The 26,713-nt window shown below is 71.3% G+C and carries 27 protein-coding genes; 13 read left to right on the forward strand and 14 right to left on the reverse strand.

Annotated features, from left to right (window positions below):
* Positions 1-83: 83 nt before the first annotated feature.
* A complete protein-coding gene (locus ACFYXA_RS19140; protein ID WP_389034182.1) occupies positions 84-1,907 on the reverse strand; it encodes a phosphoenolpyruvate carboxykinase (GTP) in 1,824 nt (607 codons plus the stop codon).
* Between the two features lie 304 nt (positions 1,908-2,211).
* Here ACFYXA_RS19140 and ACFYXA_RS19145 point away from each other — a divergent pair, with 304 nt between their 5' ends.
* From ACFYXA_RS19145 to ACFYXA_RS19160, 4 genes are all read left to right on the forward strand, one after another.
* Positions 2,212-2,925 carry a hemolysin III family protein gene (locus ACFYXA_RS19145; protein ID WP_352246799.1) on the forward strand — a complete coding sequence of 238 codons (714 nt, stop codon included), beginning with the start codon at positions 2,212-2,214 and terminating at the stop codon, positions 2,923-2,925.
* 134 nt (positions 2,926-3,059) lie between these two features.
* Positions 3,060-4,640, forward strand: coding sequence for a DHA2 family efflux MFS transporter permease subunit (locus tag ACFYXA_RS19150; protein WP_389034185.1), 1,581 nt, complete (start codon positions 3,060-3,062; stop codon positions 4,638-4,640).
* The gene (locus tag ACFYXA_RS19155; protein ID WP_389034188.1) at positions 4,637-5,275 is read left to right on the forward strand and encodes a TetR/AcrR family transcriptional regulator; all 639 of its coding nucleotides are present in this window, start codon (positions 4,637-4,639) and stop codon (positions 5,273-5,275) included. Before ACFYXA_RS19150 ends, ACFYXA_RS19155 begins: the two co-directional genes overlap by 4 nt.
* Positions 5,276-5,355: 80 nt before the next feature.
* Complete coding sequence (locus ACFYXA_RS19160) at positions 5,356-6,087, forward strand: Mut7-C RNAse domain-containing protein (protein WP_389034191.1); 732 nt, start codon at positions 5,356-5,358, stop codon at positions 6,085-6,087.
* A gap of 25 nt (positions 6,088-6,112) precedes the next feature.
* On the opposite strand, the gene ACFYXA_RS19165 is transcribed toward ACFYXA_RS19160, so the two are convergent.
* From ACFYXA_RS19165 to mca, 3 genes are all read right to left on the reverse strand, one after another.
* Entirely contained in the window at positions 6,113-8,146 is a 2,034-nt protein-coding gene (locus ACFYXA_RS19165; protein WP_389034194.1) for a thioredoxin domain-containing protein, read from the reverse strand.
* A 151-nt stretch (positions 8,147-8,297) separates the two neighbouring features.
* Positions 8,298-8,555, reverse strand: coding sequence for a hypothetical protein (locus tag ACFYXA_RS19170; RefSeq protein WP_352246813.1), 258 nt, complete (start codon positions 8,553-8,555; stop codon positions 8,298-8,300).
* Complete coding sequence (mca, locus tag ACFYXA_RS19175) at positions 8,548-9,408, reverse strand: mycothiol conjugate amidase Mca (protein WP_351339032.1); 861 nt, start codon at positions 9,406-9,408, stop codon at positions 8,548-8,550. Before mca ends, ACFYXA_RS19170 begins: the two co-directional genes overlap by 8 nt.
* A gap of 169 nt (positions 9,409-9,577) precedes the next feature.
* On the opposite strand from mca, the gene ACFYXA_RS19180 reads away from it, so the two are divergent.
* Together ACFYXA_RS19180 and greA are read left to right on the forward strand one after the other, a co-directional pair.
* Positions 9,578-9,976: a DUF4307 domain-containing protein gene (locus ACFYXA_RS19180; RefSeq protein WP_130441457.1), complete on the forward strand. Its 399-nt coding sequence runs from the start codon at positions 9,578-9,580 to the stop codon at positions 9,974-9,976.
* Positions 9,977-10,190: 214 nt separating this feature from the next.
* Positions 10,191-10,691, forward strand: coding sequence for a transcription elongation factor GreA (gene greA, locus ACFYXA_RS19185; RefSeq protein ID WP_352246814.1), 501 nt, complete (start codon positions 10,191-10,193; stop codon positions 10,689-10,691).
* A gap of 57 nt (positions 10,692-10,748) precedes the next feature.
* Here greA and ACFYXA_RS19190 read toward each other — a convergent pair whose 3' ends face one another.
* From ACFYXA_RS19190 to ilvA, 3 genes are all read right to left on the reverse strand, one after another.
* Positions 10,749-11,606 (reverse strand): ABC transporter permease, encoded by an 858-nt coding sequence (locus ACFYXA_RS19190; protein ID WP_389034199.1) that lies wholly within the window; start codon positions 11,604-11,606, stop codon positions 10,749-10,751.
* On the reverse strand, positions 11,603-12,589 hold the full coding sequence (locus tag ACFYXA_RS19195) for an ATP-binding cassette domain-containing protein (RefSeq protein WP_352246816.1): 987 nt from the start codon (positions 12,587-12,589) through the stop codon (positions 11,603-11,605). Before ACFYXA_RS19195 ends, ACFYXA_RS19190 begins: the two co-directional genes overlap by 4 nt.
* 166 nt (positions 12,590-12,755) lie before the next feature.
* Positions 12,756-13,985 carry a threonine ammonia-lyase gene (gene ilvA, locus ACFYXA_RS19200; protein ID WP_389034204.1) on the reverse strand — a complete coding sequence of 410 codons (1,230 nt, stop codon included), beginning with the start codon at positions 13,983-13,985 and terminating at the stop codon, positions 12,756-12,758.
* Between the two features lie 170 nt (positions 13,986-14,155).
* Between ilvA and ACFYXA_RS19205 the strand changes: the two genes are divergently transcribed.
* From ACFYXA_RS19205 to ACFYXA_RS19215, 3 genes are all read left to right on the forward strand, one after another.
* Positions 14,156-14,656, forward strand: a complete 501-nt coding sequence (locus ACFYXA_RS19205; RefSeq protein ID WP_352246837.1) for a MarR family transcriptional regulator — start codon at positions 14,156-14,158, stop codon at positions 14,654-14,656.
* A 145-nt stretch (positions 14,657-14,801) separates the two neighbouring features.
* Positions 14,802-15,302 (forward strand): sigma factor-like helix-turn-helix DNA-binding protein, encoded by a 501-nt coding sequence (locus ACFYXA_RS19210; RefSeq protein ID WP_389034206.1) that lies wholly within the window; start codon positions 14,802-14,804, stop codon positions 15,300-15,302.
* A 46-nt stretch (positions 15,303-15,348) separates the two neighbouring features.
* Entirely contained in the window at positions 15,349-15,597 is a 249-nt protein-coding gene (locus ACFYXA_RS19215; RefSeq protein ID WP_351097719.1) for a hypothetical protein, read from the forward strand.
* 14 nt (positions 15,598-15,611) lie between these two features.
* Here ACFYXA_RS19215 and ACFYXA_RS19220 read toward each other — a convergent pair whose 3' ends face one another.
* Positions 15,612-16,766: a cystathionine gamma-synthase gene (locus ACFYXA_RS19220; RefSeq protein WP_352246819.1), complete on the reverse strand. Its 1,155-nt coding sequence runs from the start codon at positions 16,764-16,766 to the stop codon at positions 15,612-15,614.
* An 86-nt stretch (positions 16,767-16,852) separates the two neighbouring features.
* Here ACFYXA_RS19220 and ACFYXA_RS19225 point away from each other — a divergent pair, with 86 nt between their 5' ends.
* Entirely contained in the window at positions 16,853-17,971 is a 1,119-nt protein-coding gene (locus tag ACFYXA_RS19225) for a hypothetical protein (RefSeq protein ID WP_352246821.1), read from the forward strand.
* Positions 17,972-18,038: 67 nt separating this feature from the next.
* Here the strand turns inward: ACFYXA_RS19225 and msrA are convergent, their stop codons facing one another.
* Together msrA and ACFYXA_RS19235 are read right to left on the reverse strand one after the other, a co-directional pair.
* A complete protein-coding gene (gene msrA, locus ACFYXA_RS19230) occupies positions 18,039-18,551 on the reverse strand; it encodes a peptide-methionine (S)-S-oxide reductase MsrA (RefSeq protein ID WP_130441441.1) in 513 nt (170 codons plus the stop codon).
* 146 nt (positions 18,552-18,697) lie between these two features.
* Entirely contained in the window at positions 18,698-19,741 is a 1,044-nt protein-coding gene (locus tag ACFYXA_RS19235; RefSeq protein WP_389034213.1) for an NAD(P)-dependent alcohol dehydrogenase, read from the reverse strand.
* Between the two features lie 178 nt (positions 19,742-19,919).
* On the opposite strand from ACFYXA_RS19235, the gene ACFYXA_RS19240 reads away from it, so the two are divergent.
* Positions 19,920-20,828, forward strand: coding sequence for a helix-turn-helix domain-containing protein (locus tag ACFYXA_RS19240; protein ID WP_389034216.1), 909 nt, complete (start codon positions 19,920-19,922; stop codon positions 20,826-20,828).
* 54 nt (positions 20,829-20,882) lie between these two features.
* Here the strand turns inward: ACFYXA_RS19240 and ACFYXA_RS19245 are convergent, their stop codons facing one another.
* The 3 genes from ACFYXA_RS19245 to ACFYXA_RS19255 form a co-directional block, all read right to left on the reverse strand.
* Complete coding sequence (locus tag ACFYXA_RS19245; RefSeq protein ID WP_352246824.1) at positions 20,883-21,668, reverse strand: antibiotic biosynthesis monooxygenase; 786 nt, start codon at positions 21,666-21,668, stop codon at positions 20,883-20,885.
* A 170-nt stretch (positions 21,669-21,838) separates the two neighbouring features.
* Positions 21,839-23,101: an Ig-like domain-containing protein gene (locus ACFYXA_RS19250; protein WP_207228802.1), complete on the reverse strand. Its 1,263-nt coding sequence runs from the start codon at positions 23,099-23,101 to the stop codon at positions 21,839-21,841.
* Between the two features lie 253 nt (positions 23,102-23,354).
* A complete protein-coding gene (locus ACFYXA_RS19255; protein ID WP_352246825.1) occupies positions 23,355-23,726 on the reverse strand; it encodes a hypothetical protein in 372 nt (123 codons plus the stop codon).
* Positions 23,727-23,836: 110 nt separating this feature from the next.
* Between ACFYXA_RS19255 and ACFYXA_RS19260 the strand changes: the two genes are divergently transcribed.
* Together ACFYXA_RS19260 and ACFYXA_RS19265 are read left to right on the forward strand one after the other, a co-directional pair.
* The gene (locus tag ACFYXA_RS19260; protein ID WP_352246826.1) at positions 23,837-24,223 is read left to right on the forward strand and encodes an LPXTG cell wall anchor domain-containing protein; all 387 of its coding nucleotides are present in this window, start codon (positions 23,837-23,839) and stop codon (positions 24,221-24,223) included.
* 53 nt (positions 24,224-24,276) lie between these two features.
* Complete coding sequence (locus ACFYXA_RS19265) at positions 24,277-25,071, forward strand: hypothetical protein (RefSeq protein ID WP_389034223.1); 795 nt, start codon at positions 24,277-24,279, stop codon at positions 25,069-25,071.
* Between the two features lie 68 nt (positions 25,072-25,139).
* Here ACFYXA_RS19265 and hutH read toward each other — a convergent pair whose 3' ends face one another.
* Positions 25,140-26,678 carry a histidine ammonia-lyase gene (gene hutH / locus ACFYXA_RS19270; protein ID WP_351097892.1) on the reverse strand — a complete coding sequence of 513 codons (1,539 nt, stop codon included), beginning with the start codon at positions 26,676-26,678 and terminating at the stop codon, positions 25,140-25,142.
* Positions 26,679-26,713 lie beyond the last annotated feature (35 nt).

Consider the following 26,713-nt stretch of genomic DNA (forward strand, 5'->3'; position numbering starts at 1 on the left):
GGTGCTCTCACCGCGGCCGACCGTGACGATGTTGCTGGTCAGGGCACGATCGGAGCCGGCCGCGGCGTCTTGGGGGGCTTGGCTCAGCCCAGGCGCTCCACCAGCGCGCGGTATTCGTCCCACAGCTCCTTGGGCGTGTGGTCGCCGAAGGTGTTGAGGTGCTCGGGGATCAGGGCGGCCTCCTCGCGCCAGACCTCCTTGTCGACGGTGAGCAGGAAGTCGAGGTCGGAGTCGCCCAGTTCGAGGCCGTCGGTGTCCAGCGCGCCCTTGGCCGGCAGCACGCCGATGGGGGTCTCGACGCCCTCGGCCTTGCCGTCGAGGCGCTCGACGATCCACTTCAGCACGCGGCTGTTCTCACCGAAGCCGGGCCAGACGAACTTGCCCGCGTCGTTCTTGCGGAACCAGTTGACGTAGTAGATCTTCGGCAGCCTGGACTGGTCCTTGCCCTTGGCGACGTCGATCCAGTGGCCCATGTAGTCGCCCATGTTGTAGCCGCAGAACGGCAGCATCGCGAAGGGGTCGCGGCGCAGCTCGCCGACCTTGCCCTCGGCCGCGGCGGTCTTCTCGGAGGCCACGTTGGCGCCGAGGAAGACGCCGTGGTTCCAGTCGAAGGACTCCGTGACCAGCGGTACGGCGGTGGCGCGCCGGCCGCCGAAGAGGATCGCCGAGATCGGCACGCCCTTGGGGTCCTCCCACTCGGGCGCGATGATCGGGCACTGGGCGGCGGGGACCGTGAAGCGGGCGTTGGGGTGGGCGGCCGGGACGCCGGACTCCGGCGTCCAGTCGTTGCCCTTCCAGTCGGTGAGGTGGGCCGGGGTCTCCTCCGTCATGCCCTCCCACCAGATGTCGTCGTCGTCCGTCAGCGCCACGTTGGTGAAGACCGCGTTGCCCCAGAGCGTCTTCATCGCGTTGGCGTTGGTGTGCTCACCGGTGCCGGGGGCGACGCCGAAGAAGCCGGCCTCGGGGTTGATGGCGTACAGGCGGCCGTCCTCGCCGAAGCGCATCCAGGCGATGTCGTCGCCGATGGTCTCCACGGTCCAGCCGGAGATGGTGGGCTCCAGCATGGCGAGGTTGGTCTTGCCGCAGGCGCTCGGGAAGGCGGCGGCGACGTACTTGGCCTCGCCCTGCGGCGGGGTCAGCTTGAGCACGAGCATGTGCTCGGCGAGCCAGCCCTCGTCGCGGGCCATGACGGAGGCGATGCGCAGGGCGTAGCACTTCTTGCCGAGCAGGGCGTTGCCGCCGTAGCCGGAGCCGTAGGACCAGATCTCGCGGCTCTCGGGGAAGTGCGAGATGTACTTGGTGCTGTTGCACGGCCAGGGCACGTCCTGCTCGCCCTCCGCGAGCGGCGCTCCGAGCGTGTGCACGGCACGCACGAAGAAGCCGTCGGAGCCGAGCTCGTCGAGGACGGGCTGTCCCATGCGGGTCATGGTGCGCATGGAGACGGCGACGTAGGCGGAGTCGGTGATCTCGACGCCGATGGCGGAGAGGTCCGAGCCGAGGGGGCCCATGCAGAACGGGACGACGTACATCGTCCGGCCGCGCATGGAGCCGCGGAATATGCCCTTCTCGCCGCTGAAGATCTCCCGCATCTCGGCGGGGGCCTTCCAGTGGTTGGTCGGGCCCGCGTCCTCCTCCTTCTCGGAGCAGATGTAGGTGCGGTCCTCCACACGCGCGACGTCGGTCGGGTCGGAGGCCGCGTAGTAGGAATGCGGGCGCTTGACCGGGTCGAGTTTCTTGAAGGTGCCCTTCGCGACCAGCTCTTCGCAGAGCCGCTCGTACTCGGCCTCGGATCCGTCACACCAGACCACGTTGTCCGGCTGCGTCAGTTCGGCGATCTCGTTGACCCACGAGATCAGTTCCTGGTGCTGGGTGGGGATGACGGGGGGAGCCGCGATGTCGCGCGCCACGATCGCTCCTAGGTGAGGGATTTTGTCCTTGTCTGCCCCGTGGGGGCCGCGGCCCGGATGCTTCGCAGCTGCCTGCTGAGCGCTCATCCGGTGCCGACCGCACTCATTTGATCATCCGCCGTATGAGCGCATCTGTCCAGGGGACGTCACAGATGAGCAGCGTGAGGCTCGCCACGTGTACCGGCCGATCCCCTCTCCCACCTGCGGTCCGGCATGAGATGATGGCCACCGGCGGCCTCCCGTCTCGTCGCGTGGATCCGCAACTTACGGTTCCGTAGGTACGGTCCTAGGTACGATGCCGGGTATGACTGCGTCCGCCCCCGACGCGCCCACGGACCAGCCGGCCGCCGGCAGCGGTCCCGTGGCGCTCTCCCTGCCGCACCCGGTCAAGCCCAAGCTGCGCGGCTGGCTGCACCTCGGAATGTTCCCGGCCGCGCTCATCGCCGGGCTCGTGCTCACCGCCCTGGCCGACTCCACCAGAGGCCGCATCGCCTGCGGCATCTACGCACTGACCGCCTGCCTGCTGTTCGGCGTGAGCGCCCTGTACCACCGGGGCGACTGGTCTCCGCGCATGGACGGCATCCTGCGCCGCCTCGACCACGCGAACATCTTCCTGATCATCGCGGGCACCTACACCCCGCTGACGATGCTGCTCCTGCCCGGCGCCAAGGGGCAGTGGCTGCTGTGGGGCATCTGGGCCGCCGCCGCCGCGGGGATCGTGTTCAGGGTGTTCTGGGTCGGCGCCCCGCGCTGGCTCTACACCCCCTGCTACATCGCGATGGGCTGGGCGGCCGTGTTCTTCCTCCCGGACTTCATGCGCACCGGCGGCATCGCCGTCCTGGTCCTGGTGGTCGTCGGCGGCCTGCTCTACAGCGCCGGCGGCGTGATCTACGGCATCAAGCGCCCCAACCCGTCACCCCGCTGGTTCGGCTTCCACGAGGTCTTCCACTCCCTGACACTGGCCGCGTTCGTCGTCCACTACGTGGGCATCTCCCTGGTGGCGTACCAGCACACGTAGAACGCGCGAAGAGCACTCCCACCCCGGAACGAAGAGGGCCACGGCTTGCGAGCCGTGGCCCTTCCGCGTTGCCCGACCCGTCACCGACACACGAACATTGACAGCTCCCACCTTTTGAGAGTTACTCTCATTTCATGGACGCTGTCACATTACCGGCCGGGCCTTCCCGCCCGGACCCCCGACGCTGGTGGGCCCTCGGGGCCCTGGTCGCGAGCATGCTCACGCTCGGCTTCGACATCACGATCCTCAACGTGGCGCTGCCCACCATGGCCGCCGACCTGGGCGCGAGCACCGGCGAACAGCAATGGATGGCGGACGCCTACGTAGTCGTCTTCGCGGCGCTGATGCTCCCCGCCGGGCTGCTCGGCGACCGGTTCGGCCGGCGGCGGATGCTGATCACCGGACTCGGCGTCTTCCTGGCCGGCTCGCTGGCGGGAGCGCTCACCGAGAACGTGAGCGCGGTCATCGCCGCCCGCGCGGTGATGGGCGTCGGAGCGGCGCTGGTCACCCCGCTCGCCCTGTCGGTCCTGCCCTCGCTGTTCGCACCCGAGGAGCGCGCCAAGGCCGTCGGCATCGTCTCCGCCGGTTCGACTCTCGGCCTGCCGCTCGGCCCCATCGTCGGCGGCTGGCTGCTCGACCACTTCTGGTGGGGCTCGGTCTTCCTCGTCAACGTCCCGATGGCCGCGCTCGGCATCGCCTCCTGCCTCCTGCTGCTGCCGGAGACCCGCGACCCGTCCTCGCCCAAGGTCGACGCCGTCTCCACCGCGCTCACCGCGGCAGGGCTCGGCGCGCTCGTCTACGCGATCATCGAGGCGCCCGGCCGCGGCTGGGCCGATCCGCTCGTCCTCGCCATGCTGGGCGCGGCGGTCGCCCTGATCGCCGCCCTGGTGCTGCGCGAACGCCGGACGCCCCGGCCCCTGCTCGACCTGGAGCTGCTCGCCCGCCGCGGGTTCCTGTTCAACACGCTCGCGGCGACCCTGGTGGTCTTCGTCCTGTCCGGGCTGCTGTTCGTGCTGCCGCCCTACCTCCAGGCAGTCCTCGGCCACGACGCCCTCGGCACCGGGGTGCGTCTGCTGCCGATGATGGGCGGGCTGGTCGTGGCTGCCCGGGCCGCGCAGCCGTTCGTCGCCCGCCTCGGGGCGCGGACCGTGGTGAGCGCCGGTCTGGCGGTGCTGGCCTTCGCCGCGCTCCTGGGCAGCCGTACGACGGTGGACTCCGGCTACGGCTTCACCGCGCTGTGGCTGTCGGTCGCCGGGTTCGGCTTCGGCTTCTCCCTCGTGCCCGCGATGTCGGGCGCCCTCGGCACCCTGCCGTCGGATCGGGCCGGAAGCGGCTCCGGGTTGCTGCTGACGCTGCGCCAGGTGGGCGGCGCGATCGGCATCGCCCTGCTCGGCAGCCTCCTGGCGAGCGCCTACCGCGGCCGCCTCGACGTCACCGGACTGCCCACGGAGGCCGCCGACGCCGCCGGGGGATCCGTGGTCGCCGCCCACCTGCTCGCCGAGCGCACGGGCCTCGCCGAGCTGACCGCCTCCGCGAACACCGCGTACGTCCACGGCATGGACGTCGCCCTCGCGGTGTGCGGCATCGCGGCGATCGTCGCCGCCCTGCTCGCCGCCGCGCTGCTGCCGAGCACGCCCCGGCCCGCGGCGCGGGACGCCGACGGGCCGCCCGGGCCCTCGGGCGTGGTCCTGGCGCCGGGTGATGTTCGACAATGACCTGCATGACGGCCGTACAGACCACCTCCCCCGGCGACCGGCCCCGGCCGGGACTGCGTGAGCGCAAGAAGATCAAGACCCGTGAGGCGATCCGCGCCGCGACCTACGCCCTCGTCGAGGAGCAGGGGTACGACGCCACCACGATCGAGCAGATCGCCGAGCGGGCGGAGGTGTCGCCGTCGACCGTCTTCCGCTACTTCCCGGCCAAGGAGGACATCGTCCTCACCGACGAGTACGACGCCGTCCTGCTGGAGGAGCTCCGCGGCCGGCCCGCCGACGAGCCGTGGGCGGACAGCATCCGGCACATGCTGCGGGAGGCCGTCCGCACCGGCGTCGAGGAGGACCGCGAGGTGGCACGGCTGCGCACCCGGCTGATGGTCGAGGTCCCCGCCGTGCGCTCCCGGATGATGGAGAGCATGTCGGCCACCGGCCGCATGCTGTGCACCGCCATCGCCGAACGCACCGGCCGCGACCCCGACAGCCTGGAGGTGCGGGTGTACGCGATGTCCCTCCTCGGCGGCCTGATGGAGACCTCGCTGTACTGGGCGGAGAACGGCCACCGGGACGACTTCGCCGACCTCGTCGACCGCTCACTGCGGGTCCTCCAGCAGGGCCTGCCCGGGGAAGGCCCCTGAGAAAGGCCTCCGGGAGGGGCCGGGGGGAGGCCCGGGAAAACCCCGGCGAGCCCCGGCCCTCCCCGTGCCATCCTGGCCGGGTGAGCACATCCGAGATCCACGTCGAAGTCGCCCCCGAACTGGCCCTGTTCGTCCCGCACGCCCGGCGGACCGGCGTCCACCCCCTCGCCGTCGACGGCGTCTCCACCCTCGGCCACGTCGTGGAGTCCCTCGGCGTCCCGCTGACCGAGGTCGGCGCCCTCGTCGTCGACGGCCGTGAGGCGCCGTTCTCGCACATCCCGGCGCACGGCGAGTCGGTGAGCGTCCGCCCCGTCGCCCGGCCCCAGCGGGTGCCCGGCGCGCCCCTGCGCTTCCTCCTCGACGTCCACCTCGGCACCCTCGCCCGCCGGATGCGCCTGCTCGGCGTGGACACCGCGTACGAGTCGACGGACATCGGCGACCCGGCCCTCGCCGCCCGCTCCGCCGCCGAGCGCCGGGTCATGCTCAGCCGCGACCGGGGCCTGCTGCGCCGCCGCGAACTGTGGGCCGGCGGATACGTCTACAGCACCCGCCCCGACGACCAACTCCGGGACGTCCTGGCCCGGTTCGCCCCCGAGCTGCGCCCCTGGACGCGCTGCACCGCCTGCAACGGTCTGCTGAGACAGGCCACCAAGGACGAGGTCGCCGACCAGCTGGAGCACGGCACGCACCGCTCCTACGACGTGTTCGCCCAGTGCCGGGAGTGCGGCCGCGCCTACTGGAAGGGCGCGCACCACGAACAGCTGGAGACCATCGTGGAACGAGCGATGGCGGAGTTCGCGCCCACCGACTGAGCGCGGACGCCGGCCACGACACTGCTCACGGCGTGAGCCTGTCCCGCAGGGCGTCCGCGTCCGTCGTCGGCAGCTCGCACACGAAGCCCCGGCAGACGTACGCCGTCGCCGCGCCCTCCACCAGCACCCGGTCCGCGAGCAGCGGGAACTCCTCGCTGCCCAGCGCGCCCCGGGCGACCACCGCTCCGGGCGCGGTGCCGAGCAGCGCGGTGCGGTGCAGCTCGTCGGCGGCGGGATCGCCCCCGGCCCGGCCGACCACGGCCACCTCACGCGGCCCGTCGAGCAGCGCCTCCGCCACGGCCAGCCCCCACCCGATGAACCGCGGCACCCGCGGCCCGAGCGCCTTGACGACCCCCAACGCCCGCTCGGCGGCGGTGCGATGGGGCTCGGAGCCGGTGTGCGCCGCGTACGACAGCAGCGCGCCCGCGGCCGCCGACCACCCGGAGGGCACCGCGTTGTCGGTCGGGTCCTGCGGCCGCCGGATGAGCCGCTCGGCGTCCGCGGCGGTGTCGTACAGCGCTCCCGACTCGGGGTCCACGAAACGGATCAGCACCTGGTCGAGCAGGAAGCCCGCGAACTCCAGCCACACGCCCTCCCCCGTCACGGAGGCCAGCGCGAGGAAGCCCTCCGCCACGTCGGCGTAGTCCTCCAGCACGCCCGCGTTCGCGCCGACGTGCCCGTCCTTGCTGGTACGGGCCAGCCGGGCCCGGTCGTCGAGGTGCAGCCGTACGAGGAGGTCGGCGGCGGCGACGGCCGCGTCGACGAGGTCGGGGCGGTCGAAGTACGCGCCGGTCTCGGCCAGCGCGGCGACTGCGAGCCCGTTCCAGGCGGCGACGACCTTGTCGTCCCGGCCGGGAGCGGGCCGCGCCGCCCGCGCAGCCGCCAGCCGCTCCTTGATCGACGCGATCTTCTCGGCGTCGAACACACCGTCCTGCTGCGGGAGTTGCAGGACGGAGGCGCCCTCCTCGAAGGTGCCCGACTCGGTGACGCCGAAGTACTGGGCGGCCGCCTGCGCGTCCTCGGCGCCGAGGACCTCCGCGAGCTGCTCGGGCGTCCAGACGTAGTACGCGCCCTCGACGTGCCGGCCGGTCCCGTCGTCGCTGTCGGCGTCCAGCGCGGAGGCGAACCCGCCCTCGGCGGTGCGCAGTTCGCGCACCATGAAGTCGGCGGTCTCCAGCGCGACCCGGCGCGCGAGCTCCGAGCCGGTGGCCCGCCACAGGTGCGCGTACACCCGGCACAGCAGCGCGTTGTCGTACAGCATCTTCTCGAAGTGCGGCACGGTCCAGTCCCGGTCCACGGAGTAGCGCGCGAAACCGCCGCCGAGCTGGTCGTAGATCCCGCCGCGGGCCATGCGTTCGCAGGTGTCCCGGGCCATCTGGAGCGCGCCCTCGGCGCCGGTGCGGGCGTGGTGGCGCAACAGGAACTCGATCACCATGGACGGCGGGAACTTGGGCGCCCCGCCGAACCCGCCGCGCTGCGGGTCGTACTCCCGGGTCAGGCCGAGCAGCGCCTGCGACAGCTCCTGCTCGCCCGGGGCGACGTCGTCGCCGTAGGCGATCTCCCGGCCCGCCAGGTCCCGCACGATCTTCCCGGCGACCTCGGCGACCTCCTCGCGCCGGTCGGTCCAGGCGTGCCGCACCCCTTCCAGCACCTGCCGGAAGGACGGCATCCCGTGCCGGGGCGCGGGCGGGAAGTAGGTGCCGAAGTAGAAGGGCTCGGCGTCCGGCGTGAGGAACACCGTCATCGGCCAGCCGCCCTGCCCGGTGGCGGCCTGCACGGCCTCCATGTACACGGCGTCGACGTCGGGGCGCTCCTCGCGGTCGACCTTGACGCTGAGGAAGTGCTCGTTGAGGTAGTCGGCGGTCGCCTGGTCCTCGAACGACTCGTGCGCCATCACATGGCACCAGTGGCAGCTGGAGTACCCCACGCTGAGCAGCACCGGCACACCCCGCCTGCGTGCCTCCTCGAACGCCTCCGCCGACCAGGGCCACCAGTCGACCGGGTTGTCGGCGTGCTGGAGGAGATAGGGGGAGGTCTCGTGGGCCAGTCGGTTCGCCATGACGTCCATCCTGCCGCAGTACCCCGCCCCGCGTGCGTCAGGCGTTCGTCCGGGGCGGCCGTGGCACGGCGCGGGGGCGTGCCGGGGCCGCCCCACGGGGCACGGTGTGCGTGGGGCGGCTGTCAGGGGCCCTCGCGCCCCTGCGGGCGGGTCAGCCGTTCGCCGGGGACGCCTTGCCCTGGGGGCCGTCGCCGGAGGAGGCCGCGGTCCGGTCCTCGGGCTTCTCCTCGAAGTCGACCTTGCCCATGTGCTTGCTCATGGACTTCATCAGGCCCCACACGGCCACGGCCATCACCGCGAAGACGATGAAACCGAGGACGCCGGGGGTGACCTTGTCCTTGTCCACCTCCTTGGCGAGGGTGGCGAACTGCATCACTGCCAGGCTCACGCTTGCGCTCATGTCAGGCATTGTCGCGGATGCCCGCAAACAGGTCGTCCTCGGGGAGGGAGGTGTCCACCCGCGACTTCGCGAGCTCGTACTCCTCCGTGGGCCAGACCTCCTTCTGGATCTCCATCGGCACCCGGAACCAGCCGCCGTCGGGGTCGATCTGCGTGGCGTGCGCGATCAGCGCCTTGTCGCGGATCTCGAAGAAGTCCGCGCACGGGACGTGCGTGGTGAGGGTGCGCTCCTTACGCCCGAACTCGTCCCAGCGCTTGAGCCACTCCCCGTAGGGGGACTCCAGCCCGCGGTCGAGCATCGCGTGGTGCAGCGCCTCGGTGCGGGGGCGGTTGAAGCCCTGGTTGTAGTAGAGCTTCAGCGGGCGGTACGCCGGGCCGTACTCGTCCTCCGGGTACTTCACGGTGTCCTCGGCGCCCTCGAAGGCGACCATCGAGATCTTGTGGGTCATGATGTGGTCGGGGTGCGGGTAGCCGCCGTTCTCGTCGTAGGTGGTGATCACCTGCGGACGGAAGGAGCGGATCTGCCGCACCAGCTCGCCGGCCGCCCGGTCCACGTCCTCCAGGGCGAAGCAGCCCTCGGGCAGCGGGGGCAGCGGGTCGCCCTCGGGCAGGCCGGAGTCGACGAAGCCGAGCCACTCCTGCTTGACCCCGAGGATCTCGCGGGCCTCGTCCATCTCCTTCTTGCGCACCTCGTGGATGTGCTCCTCGATGTACGTGTCGCCCTGGAGCTTGGGGTTGAGGATGGAGCCGCGCTCCCCTCCCGTGCAGGTCACGACCAGCACGTCCACCCCCTCGGACACGTACTTCGCCATGGTGGCCGCGCCCTTGCTCGACTCGTCGTCGGGGTGCGCGTGGACGGCCATCAGTCGCAGCTGGTCAGTCAAGACTCAATCCTCGAAAAGTCGGCGCCCCCGTGGGCCGGGGTGCGGTCGGCGGCTTCTATAGTGACCGAATCGGGGGCTCGATAATTCCGGAGCGGGACTCCGGTGCCGATTTCGGGACGTTCGTCCCGCCCCGGCGGAGAGGACGATCATGAGTACGGCGACCACGCGACCGCCCCAGGGTCGTTACGGCCGCTCCTCCGACGAGCGCGCCGACCGCACCCTCAAGCTCGTCGGCGCCGTGCTGGGCGCGGCGCTGCTCGCCCTGCTCGGCTACTTCGCCTACCACTACGTGGGCCAGAACAAGATCAGCGCCGAGGTGATCAGCTTCAAGGCCACCGCGAACTCGGTGCAGGCGCATCTGGAGGTCCGCAAGGACGCCGGCACGAGCGGCTACTGCACGGTCCGCTCGCAGGCCGAGAACGGCGCCGAGGTGGGCCGCGCGGACTTCCGGTTCTCCGGCTCGGACACCCGTATCGACCGCGTGGTCACGCTGCGTACGACGGCGCAGGGCACGACGGCGGAGCTGCTCGGCTGTCACGCGGACTGACCCCACGGTCCCGACGGCGGCCCTCCGCCCGCCGGGGCGCCTGTCTTTCTTCCGCAATACGTACACGGTGACCTGGGCCGACGTAATTCTGGTGGCTTATGTCCTCCCCCTTCGGCCCCTGAATTGTTAGGCTCGTGGTTTCGCCCATCCCTGGAGGAACATGCTTCCGGGCAGGGCGAGCTTTGTATTTCCCAGTACCGACGAGGAGCACCCTGTGACCCAGACCAGCGAGAACGTCACCTGGCTGACCCAGGAGGCGTACAACAAGCTCAAGGACGAGCTTGAGTACCTTACTGGTCCTGCGCGCACGGAGATCGCCGCCAAGATCGCCGCCGCGCGCGAGGAGGGCGACCTGCGCGAGAACGGCGGGTACCACGCGGCCAAGGAGGAGCAGGGCAAGCAGGAGCTCCGAGTGCGCCAGCTGACCCAGCTCCTGGAGAACGCGAAGGTCGGCGAGGCTCCGGCGTCCGCGGACGGTGCGGTGGCCCCCGGCATGGTCGTGACGATCGCCTTCGACGGTGACGAGGACGACACCCTTGACTTCCTGCTGGCCTCGCGCGAGTACGCGAGCGCCGACATCGAGACCTACTCGCCGCAGTCCCCGCTGGGGTCCGGCGTGATCGGTCACAAGGTCGGCGAGGACGCGGAGTACGAGCTGCCGAACGGCAAGACCGCCTCCGTGCGCATCCTCAAGGCCGAGCCCTACAACGGCTGACATCTCTGATCTCTGCCCGATGCCCCCCGGCGCCCCTGTGGCGCCGGGGGGCATCGCTCATGCGGTGGCCGAGCGGTACTTGCGCACCGCCAGGGTGCGGAACACGACGACGATCAGGACCGAGTAGATCAGCGAGGCCCAGACCGGGTGCTGCATGGGCCAGGCGTCGGACGGTGACTGGCCCGGGTTGGCGAAGAGGACCCGGCAGGCCTGGACGGTGGCGCTGAAGGGGTTCCACTCGGCGATATGCCGCAGCCAGGGCGTCATGTTGCTGGTGTCCACGAACGCGTTCGAGATGAAGGTGACCGGGAAGAGCCAGATCAGCCCGCCGGAGGTGGCCGCCTCGGGGGTGCGCACGGTGAGGCCGATCAGGGCGCCGATCCAGGTGAACGCGTAACCGAGCAGGAGCAGCAGCCCGAAGGCGGCCAGGACCCGGCCGGCGTTCGTGCTGCCGTCGGAGCCGGGGCGCCAGCCGACCAGGAGGGCGACGACGGCGAGGACGAGCAGGGTGAGCGCCGTCTGCACCAGGTCGGCGAGGGTGCGGCCGGTGAGGACCGCGCCGCGCGCCATGGGCAGGGAGCGGAAGCGGTCGATGAGGCCCTTGTGCATGTCGTCGGCGATGCCCGCGCCGGCTCCGGCGGTGGCGAAGGTGACCGTCTGGGCGAAGATCCCCGCCATGAGGAAGTTCTTGTAGTCGGTGGCGCTGGTGCTGCCGCCGATCTGCATGGACCCGCCGAAGACGTAAGTGAACAGCACCACGAACATGATGGGCTGAATGAGCCCGAAGATGACCATCTCCGGAATTCTGGACATTCTGATCAAGTTGCGTTTTGCAACGACCAGTGAGTCCCGGACGGCCTGCCCTCGCGGGCGGTTCGATGCCGTGGCGGGGGCGGCTTGGACGGCGGCGCTCATTTCGCTTCCTCCTTGGCGTGGTGACCCGTCTCGCCGTTCTTCGACTCGGCGACATGTCCGGTCAGGGACAGGAACACGTCGTCGAGGGTGGGGCGGCGCAGTCCGACGTCGTCCATCTCGATGCCGCGGGCGTCCAGTTCGCGGATCACCTCGGCGAGGAGCTTCGCGCCGCCGGTGACGGGCACGGTGAGCTTGCGGGTGTGCTCCTCGACGGCGGTCTCGCCCTTGCCGAAGCCGGCCAGCACCTCGGCGGCGGTGGGGATGTGCTCACGGTCGTGGACCACGACCTCCACGCGCTCGCCGCCGGTGCGGGCCTTGAGCTCGTCGGAGGTGCCGCGGGCGATCACCTTGCCGTGGTCGACGACCGCGATGTCGTGCGCGAGGTGGTCGGCCTCCTCCAGGTACTGCGTGGTCAGCAGCAGTGTGGTGCCGTCGGAGACGAGGCGCTTGATCACGTCCCACAGGAGCTGGCGGTTGCGCGGGTCGAGGCCGGTCGTCGGCTCGTCCATGAACATCACGGGCGGTGAGACGACCAGCGCGGCGGCCAGGTCGAGGCGGCGGCGCATGCCTCCGGAGTAGGTCTTGGTAGTGCGGTCGGCGGCGTCGGCCAGGTCGAACTGGTCGAGCAGCTCCGCGGCCCGGGCCTTCGCGTCCGCGGTCCGCATCTGGTAGAGCTGGCCGACCATCTGGAGGTTCTCGCGGCCGGTGAGGTATTCGTCGACCGCGGCGAACTGGCCGGACAGGCCGATCGAGCGCCGGACCGCGTCGGGGTGTTTGAGCACGTCCAGCCCGGCGACCACGGCGCGGCCGCTGTCCGGGCGCAGGAGTGTGGTCAGGCAGCGGACCGTGGTCGTCTTGCCCGCACCGTTCGGCCCGAGCAGGCCGAGGACCGTGCCCTCCGGGACGTCGAGATCGACGCCGTCCAGAGCCTTGACGTCACCGAAGGTCTTCACCAGTCCTTCGGCATGGATGGCGCCTGGCATATGAGTCTCCTGAGTCTCCGCGTCGTCGGGGATCGTCGTAGGGATGTCGTCGGGGGGCGATCGGTCGGGCGGGCCATGTGACACACACCATAACGCGATGTATCGCGTCTCTCAATGGACTTACCCGAACGAGTGAAGGAGCGGTGATCAACTCGTCGGCGACCGGTCAGTCGATGACCGTGTAGCCCGCTTCGCGCAAAGCCCGACCGACCTCGACGCAGTGCGCCGGCCCCTTCGTCTCCAGATGCAGCTCGACCTCCGCCTCCGAGAGCCCGAGCCGGGGATCGGTTCGCACATGGCTCACGTCCAGGACGTTAGCGTCCACCACTGACAACGCCCCCAGCAGTGAGGCCAGAGCCCCCGGCCGGTCGGTCAGACGCAGGCGAACGGCCAGGTAGCGGCCCTGCGCGGCCATGCCGTGCCGCAGGACGCGCTGCATCAGCACCGGGTCGACGTTGCCGCCGGACAGCACCGCGACGACCGGGCCCTCGAACGCGCCGGGATCGCTCAGCAGCGCCGCGACCGGGCTCGCCCCGGCCGGCTCGACGACCAGCTTGGCCCGCTCCAGACAGAGCAGCAGCGCCGCGGACAGCTCGCCCTCCGAGACCGTGCGCACCTCGTCCACGAGATCGCCGACGATCCCGAACGGCACGTCCCCGGGGCGGCCCACCTTGATGCCGTCGGCCATCGTCGCCGGATTGCTCAACGACACCGGACGCCCGGCCGCCAGCGAGGGCGGATACGCCGCCGCGCCCTCCGCCTGCACACCCACCAGCCGCACGTCCGGCCGCATCGCCTTCACCGCGACCGCGATGCCCGCCGCCAGTCCCCCGCCGCCGATCCCGACGACGATCGTGCGGACCTGCGGGCACTGCTCCAGGATCTCCAGGCCGACCGTGCCCTGCCCGGCGATGACGTCCGCGTGGTCGAAGGGGTGGATGAACACCGCGCCGGTCTCGGCCGCGTACTCCTGCGCCGCCGCCAGCGTCTCGTCGACGACCTGGCCGTGCAGCCGCACCTCGGCGCCGTACTCCCGCGTCGCGCTGACCTTCGGCAGCGGGGCCCCCTGCGGCATGAACACCGTCGACCGCACGCCCAGCAGCGACGACGCCAGGGCCACGCCCTGCGCGTGGTTGCCGGCGCTCGCGGCCACCACCCCGGCGGCCCGCTCCTCCGGCAGCAGACCCGCTATGCGCACATACGCGCCGCGCAGCTTGAACGACCCCGTCCGCTGGAGGTTCTCGCACTTCAGGTGCACCGGCGCACCGACGAGCTGGGACAGGTGCCGGCTGCCCTCCATCGCGGTCGTGCGCGCCACGCCCGTGAGCATCTTCTGCGCGCCGCGCACATCGTCGAGGGTGACGGGCCGCAAGGAGTCAGCCGTGCCGTAGCTCATGACTCCAGCATCGCAGTTCACAAGAGGGAACAACCGCTGTGACCAACCACCGAGACCGGTTTCCTCAGCGCCGGTACGGCCCGCCTTCCGGCCGCGTACCCTGTCCCCCAACCCAGCACCCCTTTTCATGAAGCGAGCCCCCGGCCATGCCCACAACACCTGAAATGTCGATGGACATGACGACCGTCGGTGACACCGGTCTTCTCGACACGCTGCAGCACGAGGTCGCGGTGTTCGCGCGCCGTGCCGAACAGACCCGGCTCGGCGGCGTCGGACAGGTGCGCAACTCCATGGACCGCGCCGCGTACCTGCTGCTGAACCGTCTCGACAACGAAGGCCCGATGGGCGTCAAGGCGCTCGCGGCGAGCATGGGCATCGACTCCTCGACCGTCACCCGGCAGGTGGCTCCCCTCGTCGACACCGGGCTGGTCAAGCGGACCTCGCACCCGGAGGACGGCCGGGCCGTGGTGCTGCAGCTGTCCCCGCGCGGGATGTCGCGTCTGGAGGAAGTGCGCTCCTCCAGACGCAGGTTGATGGCGGAACTGACCCAGGACTGGGAGCCGGAGGAGCGCGAGTCCTTCTGCACGCTCCTGACGCGCTTCAACGGCGCGCTCTCCGCGCGGATGGCCGCTCAGGGGCTCCCCGGCGCGGAGCCGGCGCCCGCCTCCTGAGCCTCCCCCGAGGTCCCCTGGAGGGGATCCCGCGCGTGCGTGGCTCTTGACCGAAACCCCGCCCCGGGCCCTATATGAGACCGGGTCCCCGTACGCACACCGCCGGGGCCCGTTCCCACGGGGTCGCCGACGGGCGGGAGGCGCGGTGAGAGCACGTGACGAAGCGCGGGCGGCCCGCCGGGCCAGGCAGTTCCAGGCGTTCGTCGCCGGCGCGGGCGGACGGCTGCTGCACACCGCCACCCTGCTCACGGCGGAGGCGCCGGACGACAACCCGCGCGCGCGGCGCCTGCTGACGCTGGCCCTCGCGCACACGTACGCGTGCTGGGACCGGCTGCGCGGGGACGACCCGTACGACCGGGCCCGCCAGTACCTGGCCACCCGCTTCGCCCGCAGCGCCTGGCACCGCCACGGCGGCCCGCGCCCCACCGGAGCGCTGGCCCTGCTCACGCCCCAGGAACGGCTGATCCTGGTGCTGCGGCTGTACGAGGGCGTCGGGGAGGAACAGGTCGCGGCTCTCCTCGGCCTCCCGCAGGAGCGCGTCCACGCCTTGTGCGACCGGGCGACGGCGACCCTGCTGCACCCTCCGCGCCCGCCCGCCGCCAACCCGGCGGCAGCCGGGGCGGCAGCCAGGACGGCGACGCTGTGAGGACGCCGGACGCGGACGCCGCCGGGCCGGCCCCGGGGAGGCTCGGGTGAACCGGCCGGAACGGGAGGCCGCCGTACGGCGGATCATGGAGCGGACGGTGACGCGCGTGCCTCCGGGGCTCCACGAGGACGCCGTACGCCGCGGCGACCGCCTGCTGCGCCGCCGCGCGCTCGCCCGGCGGCTGCTGTGGCTGACGCTGCTGGCCGTGGCCCTGGCGTTCACCGTCTGGGCGGTCACGGTCCAGCCCTGGGTGGAGCCGCCGTCGGAGACGACCCCACCCTTGACGAACTGGTAAGGCTGCGGCAGCCCTTAGCCGAGGGCCTGCTGGAGGTCGTCCAGGAGGTCGTCGACGTTCTCGATGCCCACGGACAGGCGCACGAGGTCGGCCGGGACCTCCAGGGCCGAGCCGGCCGCGGACGCGTGCGTCATGCGCCCGGGGTGCTCGATCAGGGACTCCACGCCGCCGAGGGACTCGCCGAGCGTGAACACCTTGGCGCGGTTGCAGACCTCGACGGCCGCCTCCTCGCCGCCCTCGACCCGGAACGACACCATGCCGCCGAAGGCCCGCATCTGCTTGGCGGCGACCTCGTGGCCGGGGTGGTCCGGCAGCCCCGGGTAGAGGACGCGCGTCACGCGCGCGTGCCGGGTCAGCATGTCGGCGATCTTGGTGGCGTTCTCGCTGTGCCGGTCCATGCGCACCGACAGCGTCTTCGTGCCGCGCAGCACCAGCCAGGAGTCGAAGGGCCCGGCGACCGCGCCCATCGCGTTCTGGTGGAACGCCAGTTGCTCGCCGAGCTCCCGGTCGCTCACGATCAGCGCGCCGCCCACGACGTCGGAGTGCCCGCCCATGTACTTGGTCAGCGAGTGGACGACGACGTCCGCGCCGAGCGCCAGCGGCTGCTGGAGGTAGGGGGTGGCGAAGGTGTTGTCGACGACGAGCCGCGCGCCCGCGTCCCGCGCGACCTGCGCGAGGGCGGCGATGTCGGTGATGCCGAGCAGCGGGTTGGAGGGTGTCTCCACCCACACGGCCTTCGTCTTCGGGGTGATCGCGGCGCGCACGGCGGCCGGGTCGCTGGTGTCGGCCACCGACCACTCCACGCCCCACCCGGAGACGACCTTCGCGAACAGCCGGAACGTGCCGCCGTAGGCGTCGTTGGGGATGACCACGTGGTCGCCGGGCCGCAGCAGCGTACGCAACAGGCAGTCCTCGGCCGCCAGTCCGGAAGCGAACGCGAGACCCCGGACGCCGCCCTCCAGGGCGGCGAGGTTCTCTTCCAGGGCGGTCCTGGTCGGGTTGGCGCTGCGGCTGTACTCGTAGCCGCCGCGCAGACCGCCGACGCCGTCCTGCTTGTAGGTCGAGACCTGGTAGATCGGCGGGACGACCGCGCCGGTCAGGGGATCGGCGGTGTTGCCCGCGTGGATCGCGAGGGTCTCGAAGTGCTGACTGATGTGCCTGTCGCTCATGGGTCCCGAGAGTAATGCGCCGAGGCGGCGGGTGCTCGCCCCGACCGGGTTGGCCAATTGTCGGAGGCTTCTGGAACCCTTGAGACATGGAGATTCTCTGGGTCCTGATGGCGCTGGTCGTGCTCGGCTTCGTCCTGCTCCCGTTCCTTCGGCGCCGGCGGGGCGGGATAGAGCTGGTCCCGGCGGGCCACCCGGACGCCGCGGACCCGGCGAACTACGGCTTCGTCCGCGAGGAGGAGCTCGACATCCGCATGCCCGGCCCCGACCAGGACCTGCTGGACGTCCTGGCCGTGGTGCAGCGCACGCAGGACTACCGGGCGGCGCAGCAGTTGCTGGCGGGGACCGAGACGGAGGGCGAGCTGCGCTGGCAGCGCGTGCAGGCCTTCGCGGGCGCCGCGGCGCTGGAGCTGCAGCAGCGGCCGGGCGGCGTCTCGGAGACCCCGGGCGGGCAGTGGCTGCGGGTGTGGCGGACCGAGGAGCCCAAGGACGCGGGCGGCGCGGCGGTGCACGCCGAGTTCCTGGTGCAGCAGGCGTGGCGGACGTCGACGCCGGGCACGGACGACTTCCGGATCATCATGGAGGAGGCTCAGGACGCCTGCGGCCAGGCGGCGTTGCTGGCCCCCGGAGACCCGATCCCGTACATCGTCGAGCTGTCGGTGGCGCGGGGGCTGGACTACTCGCAGCCGGAGTTCGAGCGGCTCTGGCTGAAGATCCTGGACCGCGCGCCCGCGCACATGGGGGCGCATCTCGCCGCCCTGCACTACTGGTGCGAGAAGTGGCACGGTTCGCGCGAGGAGGCGACGTCCTTCGCGGAGGCGGCCGCGGCCCGGGCGCCCGGAGGTTCGCTGCTCGCCGCGATGCCCTTGTTCGCGGTGTTCGAGCACCTGCCCGAGGTGAACCTGGTGAGCGGCTTCTACCAGAGCGAGGTGGTGCGCAAGGCGGTCCACGGCGCGCTGTTCGCCGTGCAGTCGGCCCGCCCCGACGACCCGATGGCGGCGCATGTGCGCCATCTGCTGGTGTTCTTCCTGGTGCGTTCCGAGCGCTGGTCGGAGGCCATGAACCAGCTGATACACGTCGACGGCCATGTGGGCGCGCTGCCGTGGACGCTGTCCGCGGACCCGGCGGCGGAGTTCGCCGTGTACCGGGCCCTGGCGGTGGCGGGCTACGAGGCGAACGGCGGCAGCCCGGCGTCGCTGCCGCACTGAGCGGGCGCCGGCCGGGCGGCCTCACGGTCGCGCCTCGCGGCCGGACCCGGCGGTCCGGCCCCGGGGGTCAGCCCTCCGTGCGGGCGGGGAGCCGCCATCCCGGGCGCGGGAAGTGGCAGGTGTACCCGTCGGGGTAGCGCTGGAGGTAGTCCTGGTGCTCGGGTTCGGCCTCCCAGAACGGGCCGACCGGCTCCACCTCGGTGACGACCTTGCCGGGCCACAGTCCGGAGGCGTCGACGTCCGCGATGGTGTCCTCGGCGATCCGCTTCTGCTCGTCGTCGACGTAGTAGATCGCCGAGCGGTAGCTGAGGCCGATGTCGTTGCCCTGGCGGTTCTTCGTGCTCGGGTCGTGGATCTGGAAGAAGAACTCCAGGAGCGCGCGGTAGTCGGTCTTCTCGGGGTCGAAGAGGATCTCGATGGCCTCCGCGTGCGTGCCGTGGTTGCGGTACGTCGCGTTCGGCACGTCGCCTCCGGTGTAGCCGACCCGCGTGGCCGTCACCCCCGGGAGCCGGCGGATCAGTTCCTCCATGCCCCAGAAGCATCCGCCCGCAAGCACGGCCCTCTGCGTCTGCACAGCCATCACGGCTCCTCCCACGTCGTTCGGCCCGGTTCTCCGGGCTCACCGTGGACAACACACGCGGCCTCCCGGCGATTCCGTGGTCCGGGCGCACGCGCCGAGCCCCGGCGCGGGGCCGGGGCTCGATGCGGTCCGCGGGCGGGGCCGGATCAGATGGTGGCCGTGTCGATGACGAAGCGGTAGCGGACGTCGCTGGCGAGGACGCGCTCGTAGGCGTCGTTGATCTCGGAGGCGCTGATCAGCTCGATCTCCGCGCCGAAGCCGTGCGCGGCGCAGAAGTCGAGCATCTCCTGGGTCTCCTGGATGCCGCCGATGCCCGAGCCGGCGAGGGTCTTGCGACCGCCGATCACCGAGAACAGATTCAGCGCGACGGGCTCCTCGGGGGCGCCGACGTTCACGAAGGCGCCGTCGGTCCGCAGCAGGGACAGGTAGGCGTCCAGGTTCAGCGGGGCGGAGACGGTGGAGAGGATGACGTCGAAGGTGCCGGCCAGCTTCTTGAAGGTCTCCGGGTCGCTGGTGGCGTAGTAGTGGTCGGCGCCGAGCCGCAGGCCGTCGTCCTTCTTGCGCAGCGACTGGGAGAGCACCGTCACCTCGGCGCCGAGCGCGTGCGCGATCTTGACGCCCATGTGGCCGAGGCCGCCCATGCCGAGCACGGCGACCTTCTTGCCGGGGCCGGCGTTCCAGTGCTTGAGCGGCGAGTACGTGGTGATGCCGGCGCAGAGCAGCGGGGCGGCCACGTCGAGCGCGAGGCCGTCGGGGACGCGGACGACGTAGTTCTCGTCGACGACGATCTTCTGCGAGTAGCCGCCGTAGGTGGGCTCGCCGTCCTTGCCGACGGCGTTGTACGTGCCGACCATGCCGCCGCCGGTGCAGTACTGCTCCAGGCCGGCCTTGCAGTTCTCGCACTCGCGGCAGGAGTCGACCATGCAGCCCACGCCGACCCGGTCGCCGACGGCGAACTTCGTCACGCCGGGGCCGACCTCGGAGACCACGCCGGCTATCTCGTGGCCGGGGACCATCGGGAAGATGGCCTCGCCCCAGCCTTCCCGCGCCTGGTGGATGTCGGAGTGGCAGATGCCGGCGAACTTGATGTCGATCAGGACGTCGAACTCGCCGACCGCGCGGCGCTCGATCGTCGTGCGCTCCAGCGGAGCCTTGGCGGAGGGGGCCGCGTAGGCGGCGACGGTGGTCATGCCGGGGATCTCCTAGCAGTGGTTCGGGATACGGCGTCCGGCCTGTCGTTCGGCCGGGCACGGCGTCCAGCCTGCCCGAGGGGGCGCGGCTCACCCAGGCCTCAGCTGTGCCTATGTTCGCTGTGCGTACCACTGGCGGGGTCAGGATCGGGGGCGTACGACCGTGAATACTGGGCGTATGGACGAACAGAGCGAAGCCGCCGCACAGGAGCCCGGCGGGCGGCTGGACCGGCGGGCCGAGCTCAGCGAGTTCCTGCGCACCCGGCGCGCCCGGCTGAAGCCCGAGGACGTCGGGCTGCCCGACTTCGGGCGCCGCCGGGTGCCGGGGCTGCGGCGCGAGGAGCTGGCGCAGCTGGCCGGGATGTCGGTGGCGTACTACACGCGGCTGGAGCAGGGCAACGGGCGGAACGTGTCCGCGGAGGTGCTGGGCTCCATCGCCCGCGCGCTGCGGCTGTCCGACGCCGAGCACGCCCACCTCACGCATCTCGCCAAGCCCAAGCAGCACAAGAAGAAGCCGGCGGCGCGCAGCCAGCAGGTGCGGGCGTCGCTGTGGCAGTTGCTGGACCGGATGGACGGGGTGCCCGCGTACGTGGTGGGGCGGCACACGCAGATCCTCGCGTGGAACCGGATGGCGGCGGCCGTCTTCGGCGACTGGGGCGAACTCCCGGCCGTGGAGCGGAACTGGGCCCGGCTGGTGTTCCTGCGGCCCGCCTACCGGGAGCTGTTCGTCGACTGGGAGCAGAAGGCGATCGACATCGTGTGCGCCTTGCGCATGGACGCCGGGTGCCACCCGGACGATCCTCGACTGTCCGCGCTGGTGGGCGAGTTGTCGGTGAAGAGCGAGGACTTCCGGCGGCTGTGGGCGACCCACGACGTCAAGGACAAGAACTTCGGCGTGAAGCGGTTCCGGCATCCGCTGGTGGGCGAACTGTCCCTGAACTTCGAGGGGTTCAGGCTGATGGGGGACGGGGAGCAGTCGCTGGTGACGTATCACGCGGAGCCGGGCTCGCCCTCGGCGGACGCGCTTCGGCTGCTGGCCAGCTGGGGCGCCGACGCGGCTGCGCCGCGGGCCGGGACCGGGGCCTGAGGGGCCGTCCGGAGCGAGGCGCCCCGCGCCGGCGGGGCCTCGGGCTCAGGCGCGTCAGCCCTGGTACGGCGGGGCCGCGCCCCAGCCCCACTTCGGCACCGGCTGCTCGGCCGGCGGTTTGGCGTCCGGCCCCGAGAAGTACACGGCCAGGCGCGTGCCCCACTCGACGTACGCCAGGAACGCCGAGCGGAACTCCGCGTCCGTGGGGAGACCCGCCTCGTCCGCCGCGTCCTGGATCAGGTTCACCCAGCGGCGCCGCTGGGGCTCGGTGATGTCCCGGCCGAAGTGCTTGGCGACCATGTGACTGTGGCCGCCCTGCGTCGCGGAGTAGGTCTGCGGGCCGCCGAAGACCTCCGCCAGCCAGAGGGCGACGTGCTCGGCGTGCTCGGGGGCCAGGCCCGCGAAGACGGGGGCGAGGAGGTCGTCGTCGAGCACCTTGGCGTAGAAGGCCTCCGTCAGGCGGGTGAAGGCCTCCGTGCCGCCCGCCCACGCGTACAGGGTGGGTTCGGCGGAGCCCCGGCCGCGCACCGAGGTGGGCTTGTAGTGCCGCATCTCCTCGATGTGCCCGACGTACGGGCGGATCTCGGCGAGGAAGGCGGGGAACAGGTCCGAGGTGCGGAAGCCTTCGAGGTGGTCCGCCGTGGACGTCCAGGTGATGCGCAGCACGAAGTGGGCGAAGTCCTCCTCGCAGCGCGTGAGTTCGTAGTCGAGGCAGTGGGGGGAGGCCGCGAGGAGGGGGGCGGCGCGGTGGTAGGCGGCGAGGAAGTCGGCGGAGTGTTCCTCGGGAATGCGGTACCGGATGTACTCGATGACCTTGCTGGCTGTCTCTGCTGCCGTCATGGGCCCACGCAAGCACGAACGGCCGCTGGAGGCTCGTCTTCCGGCGGGGCGTTCGCTCAGCGCTCAACGAACGCGGCGGGCGGAGCGCCGGGGGGAGGCGGCCGCGCAGACGCCGATGCCGCCCCCGGGAAGGGGACGGCATCGGGGAGGCGTGGATCGGCGCGGGCGGCTCAGGCGGCCGAACCCGCCTTCCACTGGGCCCAGTCCATGTTCCAGCCGTTGAGGCCGTTGTCCGGGGAGACCGTCTTGTCGCCGGTGTTCTGGACGACCACGACGTCGCCGACCATGGAGTTGTTGTAGAACCAAGCGCCGGGCGTGCTGCTGTCGTTGGCGCCCTTGGCGTCGGAGAGGCCGACGCAGCCGTGGCTCGTGTTCACCGAGCCGAAGATGGACTTCGCGCCCCAGTAGTTGCCGTGCACGAAGGTGCCCGAGGTGGTCAGGCGCATGGCGTGCGGCACGTCCTTGATGTCGTACTCGCCCTTGCCGTCGTCGTCGGTGAAGCCGACCGACGCGCCGTTCATCCGGGTCTCCTTGAACTTCTCGGAGATCACCATCTGGCCCTCGTACGTCTTGTTCTCGGGCGAGCCGGCGGAGATCGGGATGGTGCGCACGGTCTTGCCGTTGCGCGTGACCTTCATCTGCTTGGTCTTCGCGTCGACGTAGGTGACCTGGTTGCGGCCGATCTTGAAGGTGACCGTCTTCTGCTGGACGCCGTAGACGCCCTTGGCGCCCTGGACGCCGTCGAGCGCGAGCTTCAGCGTGACGGTGGAGTTCTCCTTCCAGTACTCGTCCGGCCGGCAGTCCATGCGGGTGGTGCTGAACCAGTGGCAGGCGATCTCCTGGCCGCCGGTGGAGTTGACCGTGATGCCCTTCTGGACGGCGGCCTTGTCGGTGATCTCCTTGTTGAAGTTGATCGACACCGGCATGCCCACGCCGACGGTGGAGCCGTCCTCCGGCGTGAAGTTGGCTATGAAGCTGTTGGCCGGGGAGACCGTGGTGAAGGACGCGTTCTCGTGGGCCTCGCGGCCGTCGGAGTCCTTCGCGGTCGCCGCGAGCTTGTAGGTGGTCGAACGCTCCAGCTGCCCGCTCGGCTTCCAGCTGGTCTTGTCGGCGGACAGTTCGCCCTTCACGGCGGTGCCGTCGGCGGCGGTCATCGTCACCGTGGTGAGCGTGCCCTTGCTCACCGTGACGGTCGCCGACTTGTTGATGGAGGCGTTGTTGGAGCCGTCCGCAGGCGTGATCTTGATCTGGGCCTCGGATGCCTTCTCGGCCGCCGCCTCGTCGGCTTTCGCCTGCGAGGAACTGCCCTTGTCGTCCGAGGCGCTGCTGTCGCCGCTCGAACACGCAGAGAGCACCAGAACACCGCCGAGCAGTGCGGACGCGGTCGCCAGACCCCTGCGCCGCCTACTGTTCGTCATCACACGCTTCTCCATCGTTGCCGATTCCCGTTAAACCCCGTGAGTCCCCGTCGAGAGTCCTCGTCAAGGGCTTCAACGCTACGACCGGTTCTTCCCGTTCCACTTCCGCGGAATGTGTGGGCCACACCACGTCCACTCGGTGGTGCGGGCCGCCTCGCGGCGGAAGGTCCGCCGGCATTCGTGGTGCGGGTGTCGGTCAGCGCGTCCCTTGAGACGAGGAAACCCCGGGCGGCGGTTGCCGCCCGGGGCCACGAGTTTCCCAAGACGCTCAGCCGATGCGCGAAATGCCGCCGCCATCGCCGCCGTCGTCCTTGCCGTCGGCGCCGTCGTCGAACTCGTCGTCGAGGTCCCAGTCGGGCGCGTCCGGGTCGTGGGCGACGGGTTCGCTGGACCAGGAGGCCTGTTGGAGTTCCACTCCGGGGACGTCGCCGACCAGGTCGAAGGGGTCGACGAGGTAGGCGAGGGCCTCGGCGGTGTCCTCCCGCACGGTGCTCTCGGCGTGCGCGCGCTCGCTCTGCGGCATCTCGGGATCCTCGGCGACCCGTCGCAGTGCGGCCTCGGTCACCGCGTCCGCATCGCCGATTTCCAGCACGAGTTCCACACGAAGCCGGACATATCGTGACGTCTCTTCAGTGTTCATGCACCGGAGCGTACGGCTCCGCCCTCCCGCAACTTTCCCGCGACCCGCGCCTTTCACTAGCATCGGCCCACACGGCCAATTCGCCAGCGCCACAAGGGGATCGATATTCCGTGTCATCCGCTCGCCGTCCGTTGCTGACCGCCACCGCCGCGGGGACCCTGTTGGGCGCCCTGTGGTTCGTCCCGAACGCCAACGCGACGCCGGACGACCAGGCGAGAACGGCAGTGACGACACACGTCACCACGCAGGCACGGGCCGTCTCGGCGACGTCCCGCACGTCGGCCGCGTCCCACGCCTCCAACGCGTCCGACACGGCCGCCGGCAACGCCGCCGCATCCGACGCGACCTCGGACGTCGCCACGACCGCCGACGGCGCCCGCCTCGCCGACACCGGCAGCTTCGACACCACGCCCTACGTGATCGGTGGGACCGCCCTGCTCGCCCTGGGGGCGGCTTTCGTGGCGTACTCGGTGCGGCGGGAGCGGCTCGGCTTCTGAGTCGCTTTTGGTTCAACTTGACGCTTACATGACCCAACGTTCATAGTCCGCCCATGAAGAGATCATCGGGGGCGCGGCTGTGCGCCGTGACCGTCGCGGGCGCGCTGTCGCTCGCCCTCATCACGGGCTGTTCTGACGACGGTTCGAAGAAGGACGACGCGAAGGGCGCCGCGGGGACCGCCGCGAGCACTCCCGCGTCGTCGGCGCCGGCCGCGAAGGCCCTGGGCAAGGCCGAGCTGGAGAAGCTCCTGCTGACGCAGGGTGAGATCAAGGGCTACAAGGTGGACTCGGGGGACGCCACCCTGCCGAAGTCCAAGAGCGTCGTGAAGGTCGACAAGGCGGAGTGCGCGCCGCTCGCCTATGCCATGGCCGCGCTGCCGCCGGGTGAGACGGACGCCGGTGCGAGCAACACGGTGGCCGAGGACAAGGCGGCGAGCCCCTCCGCCTCGAAGGACGCTGTCAGCAGCCTCGAGGACGCGTTCAACATCGCCACGACCTTCGTGGGTCTCTCCTCCTACGACGGCGACGGCGCGCAGAAGGCGTTCAAGGCGGTCACCGACGGCATCGCCGCCTGCTCCGGCGGGTTCGGCATCACCGCCGACGGCGAGAAGCAGAAGATCACCAAGGTCACCGCCGGGAAGGCGTCCGCCGCCGCCGACGAGTCCACGGCGTTCACCGCCGTGGCCGACATGGACGGCGAGGGCACGGCCAAGTTCAACGTGGAGGTGGCGCGCAAGGGCGGCGTCGTCGCCACGTTCTACGCGATCAACTTCAGCGCGATGTCGAAGGGCGGGGAGTCCAAGGTCCCGGCCCCGGTGATCCAGGCGCAGATCGCCAAGCTCAAGTAGTTCCCCTCACGCATCGGGGCCCTGCCGGCGGACGCACCCGGCAGGGCCCCGAGCCGTTTCCGCGCCGGCTACCGCAGCGGCCCCGTGACCGTCTCCACCGCCGCGACGAGCCGTCCGCCGCGTACGAAGGCGTCCGCCGCCGCGAGGTCGGGGGCGAGGAACCGGTCCGGGCCCGGGCCCTGGACACCCGCCGCGCGCACCGCCTCGACGACCGCCCGCGTGGCCGGGGCGGGGGTGAGTCCCTCGCGCAGTTCGACGGCGCGGGTGGCGGCGTAGAGCTCGACGGCGATGACGCGCGCGAGGTTGTCGACGGCCGTGCGCAGCTTGCGGGCGGCCGACCAGCCCATGGAGACATGGTCCTCCTGCATCGCGGAGGACGGGATGGAGTCGGCGGACGCCGGTACGGCGAGCCGCTTCATCTCGCTGACCAGCGCGGCCTGCGTGTACTGGGCGATCATCAGCCCGGAGTCGACGCCGGCGTCGTCGGCGAGGAACGGCGGCAAGCCGTGGCTGCGGTTCTTGTCCAGCAGCCGGTCGGTGCGGCGCTCGGCGATGGAGGCGAGGTCGGCGGCGGCGATGGCGAGGAAGTCGAGGACGTAGGCCACGGGCGCGCCGTGGAAGTTGCCGTTGGACTCCACGCGCCCGTCCGGGAGCACGACGGGGTTGTCGACGGCCGAGGCGAGTTCCCGCTCGGCGACCAGGCGGGCGTGCGCCATGGTGTCGCGTCCGGCGCCGGCGACCTGGGGCGCGCAGCGCACCGAGTAGGCGTCCTGGACGCGGGGCGCGTCGTCCTGGTGGTGCCCGGTGAGCTCCGAACCCTTCAGCACGGCCAGCATGTTGGCGGCGCTGGCGCCCTGGCCCGGGTGCGGGCGGATGGCGTGCAGCTCGGGCGCGAGGACCTTGTCGGTGCCGAGCAGGGCCTCCAGGCTGAGCGCGGCGGTGACGTCGGCGGACTTGTAGAGGGTGTCCAGGTCGTCCAGAGCCATGATCAGCATGCCGAGCATGCCGTCGGTGCCGTTGAGGAGGGCGAGCCCCTCCTTCTCGCGCAGCTCGACGGGGGCGATGCCGTGCGCGGCGAGGAGTTCGCCGGCGGGGCGGACGACGCCGTCCGCGTCCTCGGCGTCCCCCTCGCCCATGAGCGTCAGGGCGCAGTGCGAGAGCGGGGCGAGGTCGCCGGAGCAGCCGAGGGAGCCGTACTCGTGGACGACGGGGGTGATGCCGGCGTTCAGCAGGTCGGCCATGGCCTGCGCGACCTCGGGCCGTACGCCGGTGTGCCCGGAGCAGACGGTCTTGAGCCGCAGGAACATCAGGGCCCGCACCACCTCGCGCTCCACGCGCGGCCCCATGCCGGCGGCGTGCGAGCGGACGATGTTGCGCTGGAGCTGTGCGCGCAGCTCCTGGCTGATGTGCCGGGTGGCGAGGGCGCCGAATCCGGTGGAGACGCCGTAGACGGGCTCGGGCTTGGCCGCCAGGGCGTCCACGATCCCGCGCGCCGCGGCGAGGGCGGCGACCGCCTCCTCGGACAGCTCGACCCGCGCGCCGCCCCGCGCCACGGCGAGCACGTCGGACGCGGTGACGCCGGACGTCCCCACCACCACAGTATGCATATCCATATTCAGGAGCGTACGCAGTGAAGACGAGG

The organism is Streptomyces sp. NPDC002566, assembly GCF_042889585.1.
GTDB lineage: Bacteria > Actinomycetota > Actinomycetes > Streptomycetales > Streptomycetaceae > Streptomyces.

What these genes read in the sequence shown, in the direction of transcription:
- ACFYXA_RS19150 (WP_389034185.1), top strand. Translation starts at nt 3,060, where the DNA reads ATGGACGCTGTCACATTACCGGCCGGGCCTTCCCGCCCGGACCCCCGA.
- mca (WP_351339032.1), bottom strand. Translation starts at nt 9,408, where the DNA reads ATGGCCGTCCACGCGCACCCCGACGACGAGTCGAGCAAGGGCGCGGCC.
- ACFYXA_RS19235 (WP_389034213.1), bottom strand. Translation starts at nt 19,741, where the DNA reads ATGACCACCGTCGCCGCCTACGCGGCCCCCTCCGCCAAGGCTCCGCTG.
- ACFYXA_RS19195 (WP_352246816.1), bottom strand. Translation starts at nt 12,589, where the DNA reads ATGCCAGGCGCCATCCATGCCGAAGGACTGGTGAAGACCTTCGGTGAC.
- ACFYXA_RS19145 (WP_352246799.1), top strand. Translation starts at nt 2,212, where the DNA reads ATGACTGCGTCCGCCCCCGACGCGCCCACGGACCAGCCGGCCGCCGGC.
- ilvA (WP_389034204.1), bottom strand. Translation starts at nt 13,985, where the DNA reads ATGAGCTACGGCACGGCTGACTCCTTGCGGCCCGTCACCCTCGACGAT.
- ACFYXA_RS19220 (WP_352246819.1), bottom strand. Translation starts at nt 16,766, where the DNA reads ATGAGCGACAGGCACATCAGTCAGCACTTCGAGACCCTCGCGATCCAC.
- ACFYXA_RS19180 (WP_130441457.1), top strand. Translation starts at nt 9,578, where the DNA reads ATGAGTACGGCGACCACGCGACCGCCCCAGGGTCGTTACGGCCGCTCC.
- ACFYXA_RS19165 (WP_389034194.1), bottom strand. Translation starts at nt 8,146, where the DNA reads ATGGCGAACCGACTGGCCCACGAGACCTCCCCCTATCTCCTCCAGCAC.
- ACFYXA_RS19170 (WP_352246813.1), bottom strand. Translation starts at nt 8,555, where the DNA reads ATGCCTGACATGAGCGCAAGCGTGAGCCTGGCAGTGATGCAGTTCGCC.
- ACFYXA_RS19245 (WP_352246824.1), bottom strand. Translation starts at nt 21,668, where the DNA reads ATGACGGCAGCAGAGACAGCCAGCAAGGTCATCGAGTACATCCGGTAC.
- ACFYXA_RS19205 (WP_352246837.1), top strand. Translation starts at nt 14,156, where the DNA reads ATGGACATGACGACCGTCGGTGACACCGGTCTTCTCGACACGCTGCAG.
- hutH (WP_351097892.1), bottom strand. Translation starts at nt 26,678, where the DNA reads ATGCATACTGTGGTGGTGGGGACGTCCGGCGTCACCGCGTCCGACGTG.
- msrA (WP_130441441.1), bottom strand. Translation starts at nt 18,551, where the DNA reads ATGGCTGTGCAGACGCAGAGGGCCGTGCTTGCGGGCGGATGCTTCTGG.
- ACFYXA_RS19250 (WP_207228802.1), bottom strand. Translation starts at nt 23,101, where the DNA reads ATGGAGAAGCGTGTGATGACGAACAGTAGGCGGCGCAGGGGTCTGGCG.
- ACFYXA_RS19240 (WP_389034216.1), top strand. Translation starts at nt 19,920, where the DNA reads ATGGACGAACAGAGCGAAGCCGCCGCACAGGAGCCCGGCGGGCGGCTG.
- ACFYXA_RS19190 (WP_389034199.1), bottom strand. Translation starts at nt 11,606, where the DNA reads ATGAGCGCCGCCGTCCAAGCCGCCCCCGCCACGGCATCGAACCGCCCG.
- ACFYXA_RS19255 (WP_352246825.1), bottom strand. Translation starts at nt 23,726, where the DNA reads ATGAACACTGAAGAGACGTCACGATATGTCCGGCTTCGTGTGGAACTC.
- ACFYXA_RS19265 (WP_389034223.1), top strand. Translation starts at nt 24,277, where the DNA reads ATGAAGAGATCATCGGGGGCGCGGCTGTGCGCCGTGACCGTCGCGGGC.
- ACFYXA_RS19155 (WP_389034188.1), top strand. Translation starts at nt 4,637, where the DNA reads ATGACCTGCATGACGGCCGTACAGACCACCTCCCCCGGCGACCGGCCC.
- ACFYXA_RS19225 (WP_352246821.1), top strand. Translation starts at nt 16,853, where the DNA reads ATGGAGATTCTCTGGGTCCTGATGGCGCTGGTCGTGCTCGGCTTCGTC.